This window comes from Acinetobacter calcoaceticus, assembly GCF_051947995.1.
Classification (GTDB): Bacteria; Pseudomonadota; Gammaproteobacteria; order Pseudomonadales; family Moraxellaceae; genus Acinetobacter.
This window is the reverse complement of record NZ_JBLVVH010000002.1, coordinates 359,653-377,878: the sequence shown is the minus strand read 5'-3', so window position 1 is coordinate 377,878 and position 18,226 is coordinate 359,653. Positions and strand designations below refer to the sequence as shown.

The window sequence follows — 18,226 nt, the reverse complement described above, 5'->3', positions numbered from 1 at the left end:
TTCATTCATCAACAAAATGCTTTTTTTGCATATTTAATAACGGTTTTATTGATAAGCCTATCTAATTGCCATAAAAAGAAAAAGCCCAGACGGATCTGAGCTTTTTTCTGCCATTTTTAAATGAGCTTAGTTCTTATCTGGTAAAGCATAGGCAACCAGATAATCACCCATTTTGGTCCCAAATGAACCATGTCCACCGGCCATGATCACAACATACTGTTTACCATTGGCTTCATAAGTCATTGGTGTTGCTTGTCCACCTGCTGGTAAACGTGCTTCCCATAACTTGTCGCCATTTGAAACATTGAAGGCACGGATGTAGTTATCTTGGGTTGCGCCCACAAACATCACGTTACCCGCAGTTGAGATTGAACCACCCAGACCCGGCACACCAATTTTCACTGGTGGTAACTGGAATAGATTTGGCAAGCTGTCACGGATAGTACCGATACGTTTTTTCCAAACCACATCATGGGTTTTCAAATCCACACCCGCAACATAGCCCCAGCCAGGTTGTTTACATGGCAAACCGAATGGTGATAGGAAAGGACTGATATCAACGCCGTATGGTGTGCCATACATCGGTTGCATGCCTTGCTCTGTGCCCGCACCACGTGCAACCGGTTGACGGTTTGGATCTGCAGGAATTAAACGGCTCACGAATGGCAAGCCAATCGGGTTCATGACTGCAACCTGACGGTCTGCATTCACTGACATACCGCCCCACTCGAATACACCGAGGTTACCCGGGAATACTAAAGTGCCATTTTCTGAAGGTGGCGTATAAATACCATCGTAGTTTAGACGTTTAAATTTCACACGACACATTAACTGGTCAAACATGGTGGCACCCCACATGTCTTTATCAGTTAATTTATCTTTAGGTGCTAAGTTAAAGTCAGAGAATGGTTGAGTTTTAGCGTAGAACTCACCTTTGGTTTGTGGTCCCCACTTCACTGTTTGCGGCACTGGTTTTTCAGTAATCGGTACAATTGGCTGACCATTACGACGATCTAGAACAAAAGCATTACCTGTTTTAGTCAACACATAAATTGCAGGCACTGTTTGACCAGATTTATCCTGAATATCCGCCAATGAAGGTTGTGATGGTACGTCCATATCCCACAAATCATGATGTGTGGTTTGGAAATGCCATACCAGTTTACCTGTGGTTGCATTGATCGCCAGCATTGAGTTTGCATAACGCTCTTTCAACTCTGTACGGTCACCGCCCCAGATATCTGGCGTACCTACACCTGTTGGTACATACACGATGTCCAGTTTTGCATCATAGGCAAGTGGTGCCCATGCGTTTGGTGAGTTATGCACAAATGTTGTGTCTTGACCCGGCATTGCATTTGGATCAGCAGCGCCTGTATCAAATACCCACAACAATTTACCAGTGTTCACGTCATAACCACGAATAACACCTGATGGCTCTTTATTCGAATGGTTATCTGTTACAGATCCAGCGATAACAACGGTCGTACCAGATACAACACCCGGCGATGTCGGGTTATAACCACCCGGATACGCATATGGCATGAACTCTTGTAAGTTCACTTCACCGTTTTGACCAAAGTCAGAACATGCCTTACCTGTATCTGCATTCACTGCAACTAAACGACCATCATTCACAGGAACAAATACTTTACGTGGACACTCGGTTGAGCTCGACTTTTTCGCTTGTAAACTGGTTGCAAATTCAGTGGTATTAGCTGCATCGTAGTACATCACACCACGACAAGTTAAGTGCTGGAAGGTTTTGTCTGTTTTAAGCTTAGGATCAAAACGCCATTTTTCCTTACCTGTGGCAGGATCAATCGAAATTAAATGTTGATGTGGCGTACACATAAACATGTTATTGCCGACCTTGATGGGTGTAACCTGATTGGTGGTTTCACCTGAATCATTTTCAGTTCTGAAATCACCGGTACGTAATGTCCAGGCCACTTTAAGATCTTTGACGTTTTTATCATTGATCTGGGTCAATGGAGAATAACGCTCACCACCCTGACTACGACCATATGCAGGCCAGTCTTCTGGTGCAATACCGTCAACAGCTTTGGCTTGTGCAGGCTGTGGTGTCTGAATCACGCCATTGATTTCTTGTGGATCATTGAAGATCGAGTACACCATCACAACAATCGCAATCGCTAAAGTTGAAGATAACGCCACCTTACTTGAAGCCAGGTTATCAATACCACGGGTAACCGCAGGAACAAGTAACCATAGCCCCAGAATTCCAAGAATATCAAGACGTGGTGCAAGAGCCCAGAAGTCTGTACCTACTTCCCAGACACCCCAGATCACACTGCCTAGCATCAATGCTGCATAGACCCATAAAGGGCCTGATGCACGTTTATAGAGTTGTACCGCTACGATCAGCAACAGTACACCGGCAATTACATAATAAAAAGACCCGCCAATTGCAGCGAGCCAGATACCGCCAATAAGCAAGAACAAAGCAATGAGGGCGATTATGATCACCGTCAATGTTCTTAGCCCAGATTTTGAAGCAGATTGATTCATAAGATCACCTTGCATCTTTTGTTTTTTAGATCCATCAAGAAGATGAATGATCCACTTAATGGTCGAAGTTCAAATCACAACAAGTATGGTGCAGATACAGCCCACTGTACGGGTTTGATCTGCACTAATGCTCGAGTACCGAAATTAGAAAACGGTTTGGAACTTAATTCCGCCAACCCAGGTCTTATCGCCATTTTTCAATGCACCAACATGATGAACATATTGAACATTTGGACGAATTGTCAGCCAGTTGGTTGCATGAATGCCGTAATACAACTCGGTGTTATACTCCTCATCCAGTAAACCATTCGCATCATCATTGGCATGAATACGCGCAACACCCAGCGCAAGTTCATCTTGCGGACGCTGGTCCAGTAAACCTTTGTAGATCAAGCCAACATTTTGCATGTCTTTGACAGAATTGGTTTTTGAATCATGTACTGTCACATTCACAAAACCGGTTAAACCACGATCAGACTGACCATCATGACGGGTTAACTGCTGCTTCACGGTGAACCAGCCACCTTGTTTATGTCCAGTCTTGGCAGGATTCTCGATTTCTGCTGCGTCAGCCGTACTGTAGTAATAGCCAAAACGGTATTCGCCAGGTAAAGACAATGCACCGAGTTTTGGTGTCCACACCACTTCAGCAGGAATAATCGCTCCACGCGAGCCATCCGTACTTAAATTAAAGCCTTTACCGCGTTGCAAGTTTTCAGGGTTGTATTCGTACGCCCCGATTTGTGCGTATAGGTCAGGCTGCAAGTTGTATTTGACACGTAATGCCCATTGGCTAACTGGCCAGTTGTACCATTGATCGCCGACCCAGTTACCGACCTGCGAACCACATAAAGCCAGGTTCTGGAAATCACAGGCAAAGCTGTTGAAATCTTCACCTTCACCAAAACGACCGACTTTAATATCCAAGGCCTGATCTAAAAATTTCTTTTTGATCCACAAGTCGGTTAGACGCCAGGTTTGACCACGGCCCCACACTTCTTGCGTGGAGCTGAGATGACCCTGCAATGCATCAGCCGTTTGTGATAAAGACTGACCATCACGATAAGTGACCGTGATCTGCGCTTCTGTATCTTGCCAACCTAAAATTTTATTCAGGTCGAAGTTGGTACCCAAAGCCAGTTGACCAGTGAATTCACTGCCATGGCTCGAGTGTTGTTTAGAATCTAAAACCCCTGCAAATTCACCCGTGTAATCAGCAGAAAATTTGTAACCCTGTTCTTGCAACGCCGTGCGTTGACCGTTCCAATCACCAAACAACCATTGACCATTTGGGTCAAAGGCAGAAGAAGCGGCTTGAGTTTGATGTGCAAAAAGACTCAATGATAGAACGGATAAACAAGAAACAATCAATGACTTAGAGATTGTCATGTTTACGTAACCTTTTATGTTATTGTGTATAAAAGGTTACTCTTATTTTTAAATTACAACTTATTCAAAATGTTAACAATCTGTACAATATTTTAACAATCAGTGATTAGTCGCACATATTTTCTACCATTTACCTGCACCTAGCCCCTGGCCAATGAATGCATACGTCATTTGAGAGCGGGAAAACTTGATTGGACAGGCCAACTGAGGCTCAGTTTGTGATGCATTTTCCGCTATAGGCACATCAACCACCCAGCCTCGCTGTTGAGCAATTGGCGAGTCCAAGGCCTCATCCAGATGAAGGACAGGCTCTACACAAATATCCAGACTCTGGAACAGATGTTGCCATTCTGAAAAATTCCGGGTTTTAAACTTCTCTTGCAGCGCATGCTTGACTGCTTGACGATCTTCAGGATCAAAAGAGGCACCTTTTGCCAGCAATAGAGGTAAGTCTAAAGCAGCAGCCAAACCCGCCATAAATTGAGGCTCTAAACTTCCAACCGAGAAATAACGCCCATCTTTGGTTTGATAATAATCATAGAAGCTTGCCCCATTGAGCATGCCAGCTTCAGGCGCCTGTGCAGTCTGCCCGGCCAGACTGGCGGATGCGGCCATACTATTCAGACTCGCGACACAATCGGTCATGGAAATATCGATATACTGTCCCAAACCACTGCGTTGACGCTCTACCACGGCGGCAAGAATACCAATCACCGCATGCAAAGAACCGCCTGCGACATCGGCAATTTGAATTCCTAAAGGCGGCGGTCCACTATCCTGACGTCCACTATGCCCAGAAACACCCGCCAAGGCTAAATAGTTAATGTCATGACCGGCCCGATCTTTATAGGCACCTGTCTGACCATATCCGGTAATTGAGCAATAGATCAATCTTGGATTAATCTCAGCCAGGGTCTCATAGTCCAAGCCTAAACGGCGCATCACATCGGGACGAAACTGCTCCAGCACAATATCAAACTCTGAAATTTTAGCTTTGATCAGTTCAATATTGGCCATATCTTTTAGATCGAGTGCAATTGACTGCTTGTTTCGATTGAGATAACTATGCGCAGTGGCCTGTCCGTTCGCATAAGGTGGCATAATCCTTACCAGATCAGGACGTGTTGGAGATTCAACATGGATAACTTCTGCACCCATGTCCGCAAGATACATACTGGCAAATGGCCCTGGTAATAAAGTAGAAAAATCTAGGACTTTCAATCCCTTTAGAGCAGATGGCATGATAATTTTTACTCAATTTGTTCAAATTTTCTTTTATACTAGGTATGGATAAACACAAAAACAATGTCATGTTCAGCCATTTACCTTGATAGTTTCGGCAATTTAACATGTATACAAGGCGCAATTATTTTTCTTGTCAATTGCCCAATTTGATATTTTAGACGGTTATTTAGGTCAATTATCGTGAATAGTAAAGAAACTGAAGGATTCAATATGAGCCGTGATACGATCAGCATCCACTTCGTGAATGCGGCTTTAACAGGTGTTAAACGCCTAGGCATGGACGTTGAAACGTTACTTTCACATGTCGGTATAGAAGCAGAGTTACTGCGCCAACCGAAAGCTCGAATCTCTCCAGAGCAGTACACCCGTTTTATCAAGATGTTATGGATGGTTACCCAAGACGAACATGTCGGTTTTGATGTACAACCACGCCGTCTAGGTACTTTTGCCATCATGTGTCAATTGATTATCCATTCCAAGACGCTTGGACAAGCACTGGAACTTTCATCACAATTTTATAAGTTGTTTGGCGACGAGTGGGCGGTGAGCCTGGAACGTGACAAGCATGAAGCCCGTTTGGTTCCGCATATCCCTAAAGCTTTAGATCCGGATCATTTTATTACTGAAAGCATGCTGATGATCTGGCACGGTCTGGCTTCATGGTTAATCGAACGCCGTCTTCCTTTAGAACGTGTTCATTTTGGTTATGAACGTCCAAGCCATGCCGATGAATATGATGCATTGTTCTTCGCTCCGGTCATGCAGTTTGATGCGCCACGTACCGAAATTACTTTTGCTGCGGATTATCTTGATCTCCCGATCCGTCAGGATGAAAAGACTTTAGAAGAATTCTTGAAAGCTGCACCTGCACAACTGTTAGTAAAATTCAAAAACACCAACTCACTTACTTCACGTATTCGTGATGTATTAAAGAGCCAGATTGGCGAAGAAATGCCAACGCTCAATGATGTTGCTGCCATGTTGTACTTGTCACCGCAAACGTTGCGTCGCCGTTTGGCTGCCGAAGGTAAGAGCTACCAAGGGGTTAAAGATGCCTTGCGTCGTGATGCGGCGATTCATTTATTGTTGACTCCAAATCTCACTCTTGAAGATGTAGCGCAGCAAGTGGGCTTTAGTGAAACCAGTACCTTCCACCGTGCCTTTAAGAAATGGACAGGTGTCACCCCAGGTCTATACCGTCAATTGCACGGGCATCACAACTAATTTTGCATTCGAGTGTTCAACCAGAGATTGTTGAACGCTCGTTTAAAACTATGGTAAAAAATAAGCTTAATTGTACGATAAGCTTGAACAACAATGATCATAAAAAAAGGTGATTTCACTCACCCACAAGTCCAAAATCTTATTCATCTCCATTTGTATGGCCTGCATCAGAACACACCTATTGAACATAGTTTTGCATTAGACCTGAGTAGTTTGCAAAAAGATTCTATTAGTTTTTATACCTTATGGAATGACGATCAATTACTGGGCTGTGGCGCAATCCAAGAGCTGACACCCGACCATGCAGAAATCAAGTCTATGCGGACTCATCCTGATCATTTACGTCAAGGCGTCGCAGCACAACTGCTTGAATTTTTATTAAAACTCGCTCAGCAACGTCACTATCAAAGAGTCAGCTTAGAAACAGGAAAAGACGTTCATTTTGATGCCGCAATCAAACTATATAAAAAGTTTGGCTTTGTTGAAGGTGCGGCTTTCGCAGAATATAACGAATCACCCTACAACCAATTCTTTCATTTAGATTTATCAGATTAAGTAGTCTGCATAAGCTCCTTTCTATAAGTTAAATAAATCAGTATCCATCTCGTTTAAAAATATTGCGGCCTGTTTTGGCGAAGTCAAACGAATAAACCGGATATGCTGATATCGAGCATCATTCATCATTGCCAAATACTTTTTACGATTTTGAGCATGATGGGTAATCATCCATAAAATAATAGAGTCCTTAGACAGAAAACTGGTCTTGAAACTTTCTCGATTATTGGAATTTTCCCATAATCTTTTTTGTGTCACCGCTCGACTAATGGCTCGTTTAACTGAGCGGTACAGATTTAACGAAAATGAATAATCCAGCCAAATAATCGTATCAATATATTTAAGCTTTAAATCCAGTGTTCGAGAATAATTACCATCAAGTACCCACCCGCTAGCAGCTTCATCCATTTGATGTTGCAATTTAGCAAAAAATTCATGATCTGGTGTTTCCTGCCAGTTATCCAGCCAAAACAGATCATCCATCTCAATATGAGACAAACCTAGCTTTTGCGCGAGCTGACGGGCAAAAGTCGTTTTTCCAGCAGCAGAGCTTCCTACAACATTAATAAATTTCATGGCTTCTCGACGTTATTCATAAGCACTCAATATTTCTTATCTTCCTATTTAAATAATGACACATCTGTCACTTATCTCTTGCCGCTTGAATAAGTTTCACGGCATTGTCCCCAGTCACCTGCCAAGTGAGGCAACGCACGCTGCCACCCATTGGACACACACTTTCAGCATTTACAGGGATGACTTTCTTGCGGGTATTTTGCTGGATGATCGTGAGTGCTTTTTGGTCATGCGGCATATTAAAAGTTGGCACATATATATTGTGATGTGTGACCGTCGCATTTAAATTCACACCGCATGCGGACTCAAAACCTTCCCACTGCCCTTTTGGATTGGTCTTATATTCAACAGGCACTTCCACAATTTTTGCAGTTGGAAACGACGCTTTTAACTCCTTCATTACGGTTGTTCTAAAGGATGGTGTTTTTGAATAGTCATTCACAAGCAAGGTATTTTTATCCACCCAACTGACCATACCATCCGAATGTGCCAGCACCTCTTCATCAGGTTCCAAGATAGCAACCTCACTTGCACCTAATGTGGTTTTTAATTCCTGCTTGGCCTCACTATAGCTAAGTTCATTATCTTCCATAAAACGTGTAGTGGTAATAACACGACCAGCATAATCATCCACCAGATTGCCACCATCTAGCATCAGATCGGTTTTGGCTCTTTGAATCTGATAACGATCAGCAAATTGACTAAAACTTTTTTGCACATCTTTACTGTGTTTCTTGCTCATCGAGGCCCAAGTATAAGTAAATTGCACCGGTTGCATGGGATTGACTGTGGTGAAATCGCGCATCCAGATATCACGGACATCCTCTACCAGTAAGATATCTTCAGGCACTTTGCCTGTGAAATAAGGCTTGGTATCCTCATCCACTAAAATCACGACATTATCATTACCCAAAATCGATTTTGCATAATCAATCTGGAAATCCACAATCCGTTGGAATGCAGGTTTGTAATAAGGATCATGTACCGAAGGCGCAGACAACACCAATAGCATTCTGTCGTCAGTGACTTGGTTTGAATAGGTTTGACTCACCTTATTTTTATCCTCGATTGCTTTGTTATTTTCAAAATTTCGTCCAGATGAGTCACATCCCAAAAGTGACAAGATCAATGCCACGACAGTATAGTGACGATTTCGTTTTATCATCTGCCTTACCCCTGTTTGCTATCTCTTGCCAGTTTAATCGAAGACATTACACGCCATACAGAAAAATCCTAAATTTAACACCTCACACCTTTACTCAGGACGTCGATCAAATTGGCGAAAAACATCAAACTTGCCAATGTTTATCATCATTGCACTGACACTTAAATTGAGTACACTCGATAAACAACAATTTTAAGGTGATATAAGGAAAACCTATGAGCGAGGCCTACATTATTGATGCCATTCGCACGCCACGCGGAAAAGGAAAAAAAGATGGCTCACTGCATGAAGTCAAACCGATTACGTTACTCACATCCTTACTGAATGAATTACAACAACGCCATCAGCTCGATACCTCAAAAGTCGATGATATCGTTTTAGGCTGTGTCACGCCTATTGCAGACCAAGGCGGTGATATTGCTAAAACTGCAGCGATTGCAGCGGGCTGGAATGATGATGTTGCTGGCGTGCAAATTAACCGTTTCTGTGCATCTGGTTTAGAAGCTGTCAACTTGGCCGCACAAAAAGTCCGTTCTGGTTGGGAAGATGTGGTCGTCGCAGGTGGTGTGGAATCCATGTCTCGTATCCCGATGGGTTCTGATGGCGGTCCTTGGGCACTTGATCCTGAAACCAACTTAAAGTCATCTTTTGTACCACAAGGTGTTGGGGCAGATTTAATTGCCACTTTAGATGGTTATAGTCGTGAAGATGTCGATGCTTTTGCAGTCGGTTCACAACAAAAAGCAGCTGCAGCTCAAGCCAATGGCTATTTTGATAAATCCGTGGTGCCTGTCAAAGATCATTCAGGTGTACTGATCTTGGAAAAAGATGAATTTATTAAAGGCAATACCACCGTTGAAGGTTTGGCAAAACTGAATGCCAGCTTTGAAATGATGGGACAAATGGGCTTTGATGCCGTTGCCTTACAGAAATACCCAGAAGCACAGAAAATTAACCATGTGCATCATGCAGGTAACTCCTCAGGCATCGTCGATGGGGCTGCAGTAGTGTTACTGGCTTCTGAAAAAGCAGTGAAAGAACAAGGCTTAAAACCACGTGCCAAAGTATTGGCAACGGCATTGGTCGGTACCGATCCAACCATTATGCTGACAGGTCCTGCGCCTGCTGCGCGTAAAGCCTTGGCCAAAGCTGGCTTAACAATTGATGATATTGACCTGTTTGAAGTAAATGAAGCCTTTGCTGCCGTAGTGATGCGTTTTATCAATGAGCTCAAGGTTCCGGCCGAGAAAGTCAATGTCAACGGCGGTGCAATTGCGATGGGTCATCCACTCGGTGCAACGGGTGCCATGATTTTAGGCACCCTGCTGGATGAATTAGAACGTCAAGGTAAAAAACGTGGTTTGGCCACATTGTGTGTCGGTGGTGGAATGGGGATCGCCACCATTATTGAAGTTGTATAAACACCCAACGCTCCCAAAAATATGATACTCGGAAAGGTCATTCGCAACCTGCATAGTATATGCAATTTATTGTTTCTACGATCAATTTTATAAATGAAGAAATTGAACAGGTTTTGCGAATGACAATGGTTTTGCCTACTTTTGCCGAAACAAAAGTAGGTCGAACCGAAGGTTTATCCTGAAATTAGATGAGAGCTAAACAAGACCCTGCTATGCGTATTTTCATAAATACAGATAAGTGGGTAACTTGAAACAAAGCTTATAAAATATTGGACGATGATATATGAGCGCTATTAAATACGAAAAAAACGCTGACAATATTGTAATTCTTACCCTTGATTCATCGGGTCAATCTGCCAATACCATGAATGCAGAATTCCGAGAGTCACTTCAAGACGTCAGTCAAAAGCTCAAAATAGAAACGGATCTGAAAGGTATTATTTTCCGTTCTGCCAAGAAAACCTTTTTTGCTGGTGGAGACCTGGATGAACTGATTCAGGTTCAGCCTGAACATGCCACTGAATTTTTCAAAATGATTGAAGAGCTCAAAGGCGACTTACGTGCGATTGAAACATTAGGCGTACCTGTTGTTGCTGCCTTAAATGGTACGGCGCTCGGTGGCGGTTGGGAAATTGCTCTAGGCTGTCATTACCGTATTACCATCAATGATCCAAAAACCAAATTTGGTTTGCCTGAAGTCACTTTAGGCTTGCTGCCAGGTGGTGGTGGTATCGTGCGTATGGTACGTTTACTGGGCCTGCAAAATGCATTTCCTTTCCTAATGGAAGGCAAGCAATTTGGTGTCGATAAAGCCAAATCACTCGGTTTGGTACATGACACCGCCGAGAATGAGCAAGAACTGTTAGATAAGGCGATTGCCTGGGTCAAAGCCAATCCAAAGTCACAGCAACCTTTTGATGTCAAAGGCTACAAGATTCCGGGTGGTGATCCGAAAACCCCTGCTGTAGCACAAGTGCTTGCCATTGCCCCTGCGATGCTACGTGATAAAACCAAAGGTTGCTACCCTGCGCCTGAAGCGATCATGGCGGCAGCAGTTGAAGGTGCACAAGTGGATGTCGACACCGCTTTGCGTATTGAGTCGCGTTACTTTACGCAACTTACTGTCGGCCAAATTTCCAAAAATATGATCGGTACCTTCTGGCATGGCCTCAATGCCATCAAGTCGGGTGCAAGCCGCCCTGCAGAGGTTGCAAAATGGCAAGCGACTAAAGTGGGTGTGTTAGGTGCGGGTATGATGGGTGCAGGCATTGCCTATTCAACTGCAATCAAAGGTATCCCTGTGATCCTGAAAGATGTCTCGGTTGAAAATGCAGAGAAAGGTAAAGCCTACTCTCAAAAGCTTCTCGACAAACGTGTTTCTCAAGGTCGTATGAGCGCAGAAAAACGTGACCAGGTTTTAGCGCTGATTACGGCAACCGCTGATGCAGCTGATCTGCAAGGCTGTGATCTGATCATCGAAGCGGTGTTTGAGAATCAGGAATTAAAAGCCAAAGTGACTCAGGAAGCTGAACAATATTTGGCTGAAGGTGGCATCTTTGCATCGAATACCTCGACCCTGCCAATCACAGGTTTGGCGACAGCAAGCAAAGATGCTCAGAAGTTCATTGGCCTACACTTCTTTAGTCCAGTAGATAAGATGCAACTGGTTGAAATTATTAAAGGCAAAGAGACTTCTGCGGATACCTTAGCGAAAGCCTATGACTTTGTGCAGCAAATTGCCAAGACGCCGATCGTCGTCAATGACAGCCGTGGTTTCTTTACTAGCCGTGTGTTCGGAACCTTTATTCAGGAAGGGATGCGTTTACTTGCTGAAGGTGTACATCCAGCCAAAATTGAAATGGCGGCATTGAAAGCTGGTATGCCGGTTGGTCCACTGGCGATTCAGGATGAAGTCTCTTTAAGCTTGACTGAACATGTGGCTAGCGAAACCCGTAAAGCCTTGCAGGCTGAAGGTAAAGATTTACCGAAAACCCCTGTCGATGACGTGGTGCATACCATGATTCACGAGTTGAATCGTAAAGGTAAGGCAGCAGGTGCTGGTTTCTACGACTATCCTGAAAATGGCAAAAAGCATTTATGGGATGGACTCAGCCGTTGGCAGAAAGACAACAGTATTTCTGAACAGGACATGATTGACCGCTTCCTGTTTGTACAGGCGCTGGATACTTTACGCTGCTATGAAGAAGGTGTTTTAGAGTCTGTGATTGATGCCAATGTCGGTTCAATTTTTGGAATCGGTTTTGCACCGTGGACCGGTGGGGCGATTCAATTCCTCAATCAAAACGGGATTGAGCAATCCTTGCAACGTGCTCAACAACTGGCAGACCAATATGGTGAACGTTTTGCGCCACCGCAACGCTTAAAAGACCTCGCACAGAGAAAAGAAATCATTCAATAATTTTATGCTCTCTGCGTTGCAGATCAGCCCGTACGGAACTCGTTGTCTGTACGGGCTTTTTTCTTTTTTCAATGGCACCCCAGCAAAACTTTCGAGCATTACGTCACGATTTGTGCTATAACCACCAACAGTTTTGCTTTAATTTTTTTGTCCTTTGGAACTATCTTATGTCTGAGAAACTCTGTCCAGAAACCTCACCGTGGGGTTGGAAAGCATTAATTATCACCTGTATTCTAAGCTTTATTTTTATGGTGGTTTTCTATTTAGCCATGAATAATGAGCCAGATTATATGCCGATGAACAAAAATAAAGTGGCGCCTCAGTCTGAAATGTCACAATCATCCATGATGTCTGAAACTAGCATGGAAAACCACCAGCACAATCACTAAAGTGTTATTGTGGAATATGATAAATCCGTGTAAAACATGGATTTATCATATTATTCGAGATATTCAATGCTTCAACAAAATCGTCAGGCACTGGTTGTTGAAGGTGGTGGAATGCGCGGTGCATTCACCAGCGGTGTCTTAGATGCATTTTTACAGCAACAGTTTAATCCCTTCGATCTCTGTGTTGGTGTTTCTTCCGGTTCAACCAATGTCGCCAACTATCTGGCTGCACAACAAGGCCGTACACTACAAATCTACTTAGATCATTCGCTTCGAAAAGAATTTATTCATTATGGCCGTTTTTTCAAAGGCGGTGACCTGCTCGATTTAAAATGGATGTGGGAAGTCGTGGAAAGCGAACATCCACTGAATCAGGCACATTTATTTGCCAATCATCCTGAATTTTATATGGTCCTCACCCACGCCATTACTGGCGAAGCCACCTATATTAAAGCCTCAAAAGACAATATTCTGGATGGCCTAAGGGCCTCTAGCTCCATTCCGGTACTGACACGCCAAGCCGTTGAGGTGTTTGGAGAACCTTATTTCGATGGCGGTGTAGCAGATGCCTTGCCCGTACTTTGGGCAGCACAACAGCATGATGTTTCCAAATTGATGGTCGTACGAACCCGCCCCCAGAATTATTATAAAGCAGGCAGCAAAGGCGATCAGTTCCTTGCAAAATACCTATTCAAGCAAAATCAAGGCTTTGCACAAAGCCTATTGTCCAGAACACAACGCTATAATGATTCGGTCCAGTTTGTACGCGCCCCATCAGGACAAAAAATTCTGGAAGTCTGCCCACCTGATCTGAAAAACATGGCAGGTCGGCTGACCAAGAATAAGGCCAAAATCCGCTATAGCTATGATGTAGGTTTAGATGTTGGCTTACAAGCCATCGAAGACTGGAACAAACTTTAAATCCCATATTAAGACAGGATCAGCGTGTTCATGCTGATCCACCCTCCAGATCTCCCGAATATTTTCCTTTTAGACTGTCCCGTTAACTCAATAGGATTCACATTGCTATTTTAGACTTGGCAACAGCAGCTAAAAAGGCGCAAAATCTGCTTTTATTTTTTTATTTATTTGGGAATTGATTATGAATAAGCAGCCATCCCCACAAAAAGATTCAAATGAAACCGTATTGGGATGGAAATTTGTCATCATTGTTGGGGTGCTCAGTACCATTTTTTTAAGTTTTTTCTATTTAGCGATGAGCCAAGAACCTGATTATATGCCTGGTGCGCAACGCAAGGCACAGCAACAGAAAGCACAGGCTCAGGAAGCTGCACCGGCCAGCTCCGAAGTGGCGGAGCAATCTAAGCAGTAGTCAGATGAATGAATGCCAGTTACAGCTTAGACCTTTGCTGTGATTGGCATGATCATTTCAATATGAGGAATACCACATTCATCATATGCCTCGCCTTGCACTGCAAATCCAAGCTGCTCGTAAAATGAAATCGCATGCACTTGTGAGGATAAATGCAGAAATTCACGCTGCTGCTGTCGTGCATAGGCCAGAATCTCTTGCATGATCATTTGACCAAGACCTAGCCCCCGATAAGCCTTCAGTACTGCAACTCGCCCCACGCTATTATTTTGTAATAATCGTGCTGTCGCAATCGGCTGATCTTGATCATAAACAACAAAGTGTTGTGAGATCACATCTTGCTCATCCCACTCATCTGCTTCCGCAATGCCTTGCTCCTGAATAAAAACCAATGTCCGGATCAATTTCGCGTCTTGCTGTAATTGATCCCAAATGCCCTGTTTGACTTGATACATCGTTTTCTCTGTTTGAATTAACACTTACAGCCAATATTCTCGACTGGCATCTGATCTTGCAATAACAATTCCAGACTTTGCTTCTCAATTCCATACATCGCTTTTAAAGCTTGAATCTGCTGCATAATTTTAGCGTCAGGTTGTTGAATATCCTTGCGCTTGGTCGCCAGAATCATTTTATTTTTGCTGGTATGTTCCAAAGATACAAATTCAAATACCTTGGTTTCATAACCATAGGCTTTCAGCAACAAGGCACGTAAGCTATCTGTCAACATTTCTGCCTGCTGTCCGGCATGAATGCCAAACTGAAGCATCGGCTGTAACACTTCTGGACTTTGTAATTGTGGACGTAGCTCTTTATGACAGCATGGCGCGCACATGATCATGGATGCATTGAGACGAATCCCGGTATGAATGGCAAAATCCGTTGCAATATCACAGGCATGTAATGCAATCATCACATCCAGTTTTTCTGGTTGATAGCTCCGAACATCACCTTCAAAAAAGTCCAGGTGATTAAAACCGACCTGATCAGCCACATGCTGGCAGAACTCCACCAGATTGGAACGCAGTTCCACCCCAGTGATTAAAGGCGTCTTTTGCTGTGCTTGCAAATAATCATATAGGGCAAACGTTAAATAGCCTTTACCTGAACCAAAATCGACAATATTTAATTCCTGCTGTGCAGCATCGATCTGTTCATAGGCATTTGAAAAGATCTCAATAAATTTATTAATCTGTTTCCACTTCCGTGCCATGCTAGGCACGATTTGCCCTTTTTCATCGGTAATCCCGAGATGTTTTAAGAACGGGCTTTGCTGCTGCACATAACGTTGCTTTTCACGGTTGTGCTGCTGTTGTTCAAGCTTGTCCGTTGCTGCCTGTTTTTTCTGGCGGGTCAACATGGCTTTCTTTTTATTTTTCTTGAGCTGAATATCTTGATTCAAGGTAAATAAATTGGCCTGTTTAGATTGAGCCAACAATTCTGCAATTTTTTCCAGACCTTCACTCATTGAATAGTTTTTGGTGATGTCTTGTGTCGTATGGTGATACAAACACGACAATGTTGCCTGTCCTTGCAGTTCAATCCTACGGAAAGTGATCTTCTCTAAATGTGCCAGCTCCCCTCTGTACTGACTCAGAATCAGGCGATCAAAGCTTTTATTTTCAATAGATTGCTGGATATCCAAGAAAAACTGCTGTTCTTGTTCAAAAGAAAAATTCGGCGCAAACATAATGAAAACCTGACAAATAGAAACTAAATTTTAAAGCGTCTTACTTTAAAAGGGAAATTGCATTACGATACAGTTGTATTTTTATGCACCTGATCGCTTGATGAACTCAAAAACATTGCTGGACTATGACCCCAAAGAAGAACTGATCAATGCCTATAGTCATGGACTTGGCGCGGCCCTTGCTTTGATTGCTTCCATTTTTCTGATCGTTAAGGGTCATGCACTGCCCTTAGGCCAGTGGATGAGTTTATGGGTCTACGGATTTAGTCTGGTACTGCTACTCAGCAGTTCCATGCTCTATCACTTTGCAGTGGATGAACGTAAACGCTACTGGTATAAAAAGCTGGATCATACTGCTATTTATTATCTGATTGCTGGCACCTATACCCCGTTTTTGAGTATTGCGATACCCACCGCCAAAGCCCACTACCTGCTGATTGCCTTATGGATCATTGCGCTGATCGGTACCCTGTTTAAGCTGGTCTTTATTCACCGCTTCCAGAAGATTTCTCTGGCAGCTTATCTGTTGATGGGCTGGCTCGCCATTCTGGTGATGGATGATATGCAACGTTATCTGAGCAAAGATGCGATACAACTCTTAATTGCAGGCGGATTGGCTTATACCATCGGCACATTGTTTTATGCGTTAAAAAAGGTAAGATATACCCACGCAATTTGGCATGTTTTTGTGCTATTAGGGGCAGGATTACACTTTTTAGCAATCTACTGTTATGTATTATAAAGCCTTATATAGCATTCAGTTTTTCTAAGTAAAACTGCACATTCAAAAGGAATTTTTCAAGACAGTCATTAGGGCTGTTGGCGTTTCATCCATACATTGCGTGACTGGCTAAAGATACCCACTGTCGCAAGTATTGGTGAAATGTCAGTAGCCCCCATATGTTCTTGAACGAATAACATGAAGGTCTTGTATGTCGTCAAGCACTACGACTGCCACCCCGGAAGTGGCCAGCAATTCAAAAGTACGGGTATTATTTGCCAGCCTTGTCGGTACCACGATTGAGTTTTTTGACTTTTATATCTACGCCACAGCCGCTGTACTCATTTTTCCACATTTATTTTTCCCAGAAAGTAGCGATGGTGCTGCCGTTCTAAAATCACTGGCAACCTTTGCCATCGCCTTTATTGCACGCCCGATCGGCGCGGCACTGTTTGGGCATCTCGGTGACCGGATCGGCCGTAAAGCCACCTTGGTAGCTGCCTTGCTGACCATGGGTATTTCAACAGTGTGTATCGGTCTGTTACCGACTTATGCGCAGATTGGCCTTGCCGCCCCGCTCCTGCTCGCATTATGTCGTTTAGGACAAGGTTTAGGTCTGGGTGGTGAATGGAGCGGTGCAGTGTTGCTCGCTACGGAGAATGCACCAGAAGGCAAACGTGCCTGGTATGGCATGTTCCCGCAACTCGGTGCACCGATCGGCTTTATCCTTGCTACAGGTTCATTTTTACTGCTGAATGCCTTTATGACAGAACAGGCATTCATGACCTGGGGCTGGCGTATTCCATTTATTGCCAGTGCAATCTTGGTCTTGGTTGGCTTGTATATCCGCTTGAAGCTACATGAAACACCGGCCTTCCAGAAAGTCTTGAATAAGCAAAAAGAAGTCAATGTACCTTTCAAGGAAGTCATGACCAAACATTTGCCAATGTTAATCCTGGGTACCATCGCCGCCATCTGTACCTTTGTGGTGTTTTATCTCACCACGGTTTTTGCCTTGAACTGGGGCACCACCAAACTCGGTTATGCGCGCGGTGAGTTTCTGGTGTTACAACTGTTCGCGACCCTCTGTTTTGCTGCCTTTATTCCCCTCTCTGCCATTTTTGCAGAGAAGTTTGGCCGTAAAAACACCTCGATTGCAGTCTGTGTACTTTCTGCCTTGTTCGGACTTTGCTTTGCACCGTTATTAGGCTCAGGTAATCCACTGCTAGTGTTCTTGTTCCTGTGTATCGGTCTTGCGATTATGGGTTTAACCTACGGACCAATTGGTACCGTACTGTCAGAGATTTTTCCTATCTCGGTCCGTTATACCGGCTCTGCCTTAACCTTTAATCTGGCAGGTATTTTCGGTGCCTCTTTTGCACCTTATATTGCGACCAAACTGGCTGAAAGTTATGGACTGGGTGCAGTGGGCCTGTATCTCAGCTGCGCGTCGATCCTGTCTTTAATCGCCTTTTTAATGATTCGTGAAACCAAACATGATGATGTAAATAATCAGATTTAAGCACTAAATTTCAGATGATCTGTGCAGAACCGATCCAGATCATCT

At 43.7% G+C, this 18,226-nt stretch carries 16 protein-coding genes; 9 read left to right on the top strand and 7 right to left on the bottom strand.

Annotation, left to right across the window (positions count from 1 at the left end):
- Positions 1 to 126: 126 nt before the first annotated feature.
- The 3 genes from ACNQO6_RS04940 to ACNQO6_RS04930 form a co-directional block, all read right to left on the bottom strand.
- Positions 127 to 2,532 carry a glucose/quinate/shikimate family membrane-bound PQQ-dependent dehydrogenase gene (locus ACNQO6_RS04940; protein ID WP_343581536.1) on the bottom strand — a complete coding sequence of 802 codons (2,406 nt, stop codon included), beginning with the start codon at positions 2,530 to 2,532 and terminating at the stop codon, positions 127 to 129.
- A 144-nt stretch (positions 2,533 to 2,676) separates the two neighbouring features.
- Positions 2,677 to 3,900 (bottom strand): carbohydrate porin, encoded by a 1,224-nt coding sequence (locus ACNQO6_RS04935; protein ID WP_440208366.1) that lies wholly within the window; start codon positions 3,898 to 3,900, stop codon positions 2,677 to 2,679.
- Positions 3,901 to 4,044: 144 nt separating this feature from the next.
- Complete coding sequence (locus ACNQO6_RS04930; protein ID WP_440208266.1) at positions 4,045 to 5,163, bottom strand: CaiB/BaiF CoA transferase family protein; 1,119 nt, start codon at positions 5,161 to 5,163, stop codon at positions 4,045 to 4,047.
- Positions 5,164 to 5,376: 213 nt separating this feature from the next.
- Between ACNQO6_RS04930 and ACNQO6_RS04925 the strand changes: the two genes are divergently transcribed.
- Both ACNQO6_RS04925 and ACNQO6_RS04920 read left to right on the top strand, forming a co-directional pair.
- Positions 5,377 to 6,390 carry an AraC family transcriptional regulator gene (locus ACNQO6_RS04925; protein WP_202740964.1) on the top strand — a complete coding sequence of 338 codons (1,014 nt, stop codon included), beginning with the start codon at positions 5,377 to 5,379 and terminating at the stop codon, positions 6,388 to 6,390.
- 93 nt (positions 6,391 to 6,483) lie between these two features.
- Positions 6,484 to 6,945 (top strand): GNAT family N-acetyltransferase, encoded by a 462-nt coding sequence (locus ACNQO6_RS04920; RefSeq protein WP_440208265.1) that lies wholly within the window; start codon positions 6,484 to 6,486, stop codon positions 6,943 to 6,945.
- Between the two features lie 21 nt (positions 6,946 to 6,966).
- Here the strand turns inward: ACNQO6_RS04920 and ACNQO6_RS04915 are convergent, their stop codons facing one another.
- Positions 6,967 to 7,521 carry an adenylate kinase gene (locus ACNQO6_RS04915; RefSeq protein WP_440208264.1) on the bottom strand — a complete coding sequence of 185 codons (555 nt, stop codon included), beginning with the start codon at positions 7,519 to 7,521 and terminating at the stop codon, positions 6,967 to 6,969.
- A 67-nt stretch (positions 7,522 to 7,588) separates the two neighbouring features.
- Entirely contained in the window at positions 7,589 to 8,686 is a 1,098-nt protein-coding gene (locus ACNQO6_RS04910; RefSeq protein WP_440208263.1) for an agmatine deiminase family protein, read from the bottom strand.
- A gap of 215 nt (positions 8,687 to 8,901) precedes the next feature.
- Between ACNQO6_RS04910 and ACNQO6_RS04905 the strand changes: the two genes are divergently transcribed.
- The 5 genes from ACNQO6_RS04905 to ACNQO6_RS04885 all read left to right on the top strand — a co-directional run bounded on the left by ACNQO6_RS04905 (position 8,902) and on the right by ACNQO6_RS04885 (position 14,248).
- Positions 8,902 to 10,107, top strand: a complete 1,206-nt coding sequence (locus ACNQO6_RS04905) for an acetyl-CoA C-acetyltransferase (RefSeq protein ID WP_343581182.1) — start codon at positions 8,902 to 8,904, stop codon at positions 10,105 to 10,107.
- Positions 10,108 to 10,390: 283 nt separating this feature from the next.
- Entirely contained in the window at positions 10,391 to 12,526 is a 2,136-nt protein-coding gene (locus ACNQO6_RS04900) for a 3-hydroxyacyl-CoA dehydrogenase NAD-binding domain-containing protein (RefSeq protein ID WP_440208262.1), read from the top strand.
- Positions 12,527 to 12,693: 167 nt separating this feature from the next.
- Positions 12,694 to 12,915, top strand: a complete 222-nt coding sequence (locus tag ACNQO6_RS04895) for a hypothetical protein (RefSeq protein ID WP_005226923.1) — start codon at positions 12,694 to 12,696, stop codon at positions 12,913 to 12,915.
- 66 nt (positions 12,916 to 12,981) lie between these two features.
- On the top strand, positions 12,982 to 13,836 hold the full coding sequence (locus tag ACNQO6_RS04890; RefSeq protein WP_343581179.1) for a patatin-like phospholipase family protein: 855 nt from the start codon (positions 12,982 to 12,984) through the stop codon (positions 13,834 to 13,836).
- Positions 13,837 to 14,017: 181 nt separating this feature from the next.
- Positions 14,018 to 14,248, top strand: coding sequence for a hypothetical protein (locus ACNQO6_RS04885; protein WP_440208261.1), 231 nt, complete (start codon positions 14,018 to 14,020; stop codon positions 14,246 to 14,248).
- Between the two features lie 26 nt (positions 14,249 to 14,274).
- Here the strand turns inward: ACNQO6_RS04885 and ACNQO6_RS04880 are convergent, their stop codons facing one another.
- Together ACNQO6_RS04880 and ACNQO6_RS04875 are read right to left on the bottom strand one after the other, a co-directional pair.
- Positions 14,275 to 14,703, bottom strand: a complete 429-nt coding sequence (locus ACNQO6_RS04880) for a GNAT family N-acetyltransferase (RefSeq protein WP_440208260.1) — start codon at positions 14,701 to 14,703, stop codon at positions 14,275 to 14,277.
- A 17-nt stretch (positions 14,704 to 14,720) separates the two neighbouring features.
- Positions 14,721 to 15,938 (bottom strand): class I SAM-dependent methyltransferase, encoded by a 1,218-nt coding sequence (locus tag ACNQO6_RS04875; protein ID WP_440208259.1) that lies wholly within the window; start codon positions 15,936 to 15,938, stop codon positions 14,721 to 14,723.
- Positions 15,939 to 16,038: 100 nt separating this feature from the next.
- Between ACNQO6_RS04875 and trhA the strand changes: the two genes are divergently transcribed.
- Together trhA and ACNQO6_RS04865 are read left to right on the top strand one after the other, a co-directional pair.
- Complete coding sequence (gene trhA, locus ACNQO6_RS04870) at positions 16,039 to 16,680, top strand: PAQR family membrane homeostasis protein TrhA (protein ID WP_005288921.1); 642 nt, start codon at positions 16,039 to 16,041, stop codon at positions 16,678 to 16,680.
- Between the two features lie 190 nt (positions 16,681 to 16,870).
- Complete coding sequence (locus tag ACNQO6_RS04865; RefSeq protein ID WP_199973814.1) at positions 16,871 to 18,181, top strand: MFS transporter; 1,311 nt, start codon at positions 16,871 to 16,873, stop codon at positions 18,179 to 18,181.
- Positions 18,182 to 18,226 lie beyond the last annotated feature (45 nt).

What these genes read in the sequence shown, in the direction of transcription:
- ACNQO6_RS04910 (WP_440208263.1), bottom strand. Translation starts at nt 8,686, where the DNA reads ATGATAAAACGAAATCGTCACTATACTGTCGTGGCATTGATCTTGTCA.
- ACNQO6_RS04940 (WP_343581536.1), bottom strand. Translation starts at nt 2,532, where the DNA reads ATGAATCAATCTGCTTCAAAATCTGGGCTAAGAACATTGACGGTGATC.
- trhA (WP_005288921.1), top strand. Translation starts at nt 16,039, where the DNA reads ATGAACTCAAAAACATTGCTGGACTATGACCCCAAAGAAGAACTGATC.
- ACNQO6_RS04890 (WP_343581179.1), top strand. Translation starts at nt 12,982, where the DNA reads ATGCTTCAACAAAATCGTCAGGCACTGGTTGTTGAAGGTGGTGGAATG.
- ACNQO6_RS04900 (WP_440208262.1), top strand. Translation starts at nt 10,391, where the DNA reads ATGAGCGCTATTAAATACGAAAAAAACGCTGACAATATTGTAATTCTT.
- ACNQO6_RS04915 (WP_440208264.1), bottom strand. Translation starts at nt 7,521, where the DNA reads ATGAAATTTATTAATGTTGTAGGAAGCTCTGCTGCTGGAAAAACGACT.
- ACNQO6_RS04925 (WP_202740964.1), top strand. Translation starts at nt 5,377, where the DNA reads ATGAGCCGTGATACGATCAGCATCCACTTCGTGAATGCGGCTTTAACA.
- ACNQO6_RS04920 (WP_440208265.1), top strand. Translation starts at nt 6,484, where the DNA reads ATGATCATAAAAAAAGGTGATTTCACTCACCCACAAGTCCAAAATCTT.
- ACNQO6_RS04875 (WP_440208259.1), bottom strand. Translation starts at nt 15,938, where the DNA reads ATGTTTGCGCCGAATTTTTCTTTTGAACAAGAACAGCAGTTTTTCTTG.
- ACNQO6_RS04885 (WP_440208261.1), top strand. Translation starts at nt 14,018, where the DNA reads ATGAATAAGCAGCCATCCCCACAAAAAGATTCAAATGAAACCGTATTG.
- ACNQO6_RS04895 (WP_005226923.1), top strand. Translation starts at nt 12,694, where the DNA reads ATGTCTGAGAAACTCTGTCCAGAAACCTCACCGTGGGGTTGGAAAGCA.
- ACNQO6_RS04880 (WP_440208260.1), bottom strand. Translation starts at nt 14,703, where the DNA reads ATGTATCAAGTCAAACAGGGCATTTGGGATCAATTACAGCAAGACGCG.
- ACNQO6_RS04930 (WP_440208266.1), bottom strand. Translation starts at nt 5,163, where the DNA reads ATGCCATCTGCTCTAAAGGGATTGAAAGTCCTAGATTTTTCTACTTTA.
- ACNQO6_RS04905 (WP_343581182.1), top strand. Translation starts at nt 8,902, where the DNA reads ATGAGCGAGGCCTACATTATTGATGCCATTCGCACGCCACGCGGAAAA.
- ACNQO6_RS04865 (WP_199973814.1), top strand. Translation starts at nt 16,871, where the DNA reads ATGTCGTCAAGCACTACGACTGCCACCCCGGAAGTGGCCAGCAATTCA.